This is a genomic window from Spiroplasma sp. ald, from assembly GCF_044714355.1.
In the GTDB taxonomy this organism is placed as follows: Bacteria; Bacillota_I; Bacilli_A; order Mycoplasmatales; family Mycoplasmataceae; genus Spiroplasma; species Spiroplasma phoeniceum.
This window is the reverse complement of the sequence record NZ_RXFY01000134.1, coordinates 1-2,365: the sequence shown is the minus strand read 5'-3', so window position 1 is coordinate 2,365 and position 2,365 is coordinate 1. Positions and strand designations below refer to the sequence as shown.

At 21.6% G+C, this 2,365-nt stretch carries 3 protein-coding genes; 2 read left to right on the top strand and 1 reads right to left on the bottom strand.

Features of this window, described 5'->3' with window-relative positions:
* Positions 1-209: 209 nt before the first annotated feature.
* Positions 210-746 carry a lipoprotein gene (locus EHU54_RS05535; RefSeq protein WP_400249387.1) on the top strand — a complete coding sequence of 179 codons (537 nt, stop codon included), beginning with the start codon at positions 210-212 and terminating at the stop codon, positions 744-746.
* A 5-nt stretch (positions 747-751) separates the two neighbouring features.
* Complete coding sequence (locus EHU54_RS05530; protein WP_400249385.1) at positions 752-1,264, top strand: lipoprotein; 513 nt, start codon at positions 752-754, stop codon at positions 1,262-1,264.
* Between the two features lie 37 nt (positions 1,265-1,301).
* Here the strand turns inward: EHU54_RS05530 and EHU54_RS05525 are convergent.
* On the bottom strand, positions 1,302-2,365 hold a 1,064-nt coding region (locus tag EHU54_RS05525; protein WP_400249383.1), incomplete at its 5' end, for a hypothetical protein.

Genomic DNA, 2,365 nt, shown 5'->3' with positions numbered 1-2,365 from the left:
TTCTATTTTAAATATATTTTATAGGAATTTTAAAATAACTAGGTTATGCAAGAAGTCTAATTAATAAAATATTGCAAAAGTGCTTATATTATTGGCACTTTTTTTTATTTTTATTATCTAATTTACCCTTGATTATATATATATATATATATATATATATATATATAATTTAATAAATTAATAAATATTAGAAAAGAGGGTTAATTAAAATGAAAAGATTATTAGGAATTTTAAGTGTAATAAGTTTAGTTTCAACCGGAACAATAAATTTAATATCTTGTAATTATAAAAAACTTTTTAATAATATAGAATCAAATTTAAAAGATGAAAACCAAAAACTAAAAGATGAAAACCAAAAACTAAAAGATGAAAACCAAAAACTAAAAGATGAAAACCAAAAAATAAAATGAAAAATTGATAAAAATATTTTATTTATTAATTCTATTAATTCGCCAACTAAGATTAATGCTAATAATCCAAACGAAGTAAAAGAATATGAATTATTTTTTGCATTAAAACCAAAAGTTTTAGAAGCAGTAAAAACAATTGATGATTCATTAACTGAAAATGATTTTATACTTGCTTTTAAAGATTATTTTAATCAGTTTCAACCACGATATATTGATTTAACGATATCTAAAAAAATTACAATAATAATTTTAGGAAAAAATAAAACAAATGGTCAAAAAGAATTTGATGTTTTTTTACCAGCAATTTCAAAAAATAAAAAATGGAGAGAAGGTTAATAAAAATGAAAAGATTATTAAGTATTATTGGTGCAATTACATTAGTAGGAACAAGTACAACCAGTTTAGTTGCTTGTAATACACCACAAGAATATACACAGAAAGAATTAGCAAAATTAAAAGAAGAAAACAAAGTAAATACAAAAAATAAAGAAATTAGAGATAATTTAGAATGAATAGCACCACAAGAAAAACCATTCAATACGGTTGATAATAAATGATATTATGTTGTATGGCGTGGTGATAAAAATGATAGTTGATATTTAACTAAATTTAATAATAATACATACGATACAATAATTATTAAAGGTTATAAAGATGATTATAGCTTAATGTATAGAGTTAATGGTTATTTTGGAATACATAGTAAAAAAAATAATTTTGAAGGAAAAGAATCTTATTTCCACTATTGAAGTAATAAAAATGATAATTATTTTAAATCAATTTATCGCTGAAATTTAGATACTAAGGAACCTAATTTAATTTTAGATGAAAATGGTAATTTAAAAGTTAAATAAAAATAAAAAGAGATTTAATAATCTCTTTTTTCTTTTTTTATCTTGGTTTAATTGTAATTTTGACAGGACTATTACTTTTGTTTCTAATACCTAATACATTTGGGTTAAAAACATATAATGTTATTTTTTTAACATTTCCCCAATATCTTGGTTTTGCATAAAAATCAACATAAAAACATTCTAAAATAGGTCTTAATACTTTTGAAAATCTAATTTTTAATTTTAAATCATTAGTATAATATGCTTGTAAATATGTTTCTTTAATTTTATCTTTATCAGTAAAAACTAATTTTGTTATTTGTAAAAAAAATCTTACACCGCAAATATTATCTAATGTATGATATACATTAAGGTAATTTTCACTTGAGGTTTCATTAACAACACCAGTAGCATATTTTGTTTCAGTGTCATTTACTTCTATATTTTTAGTATATAAAGTTATTGTATTATCAAAATTAATTTTATCTGTTTGTGAGCGACCACTTTGTTGTAAAGTTATATTTGCTAATGAAAATAAATTATTACTACAATCCTCATTTCCACCAGTTATATTAATATTTCTATTAGCAATAAAATTTTCTATTTCAGGTGGTCCACATTCAACTTGTAAATTATCTAAATTACTTATTTCAATAGTTTTATAAGCATCTTGAAATTTACTTATACTTTGAATTGTTGGGTCAATTTGTTTTAAATTAATTTCTACCTCATAATGAGCATCATTAAATTCATCAGAAAATAAATTAACTAAACGACTACCTGTTTTTTTACATTGTGGTAGTACAATAATTTTAGTTTTTAATTGTAGTACTACATTAGATGGCATAATATCTTTTGTATAAACTTGATAGTTATATGGTACTGGTGGTAAGACATATTGTGGGTAATTAAATGTTGGTATTTCATAATCATGTGGGAGCAAGAAACTAGTTTTATAATTAGTTGTCATATCGCGTAAATAATTATTTAATGTACTTTTTGTTTTACCACGAAAAATTCATACTGATAAGCGTAAATAATCTTCTTCATTATTTGTATATGGGTTATCAGCATAAAAGATAATTTCAAAATTACCTTTATATAATGCTTGGATTGAAAACA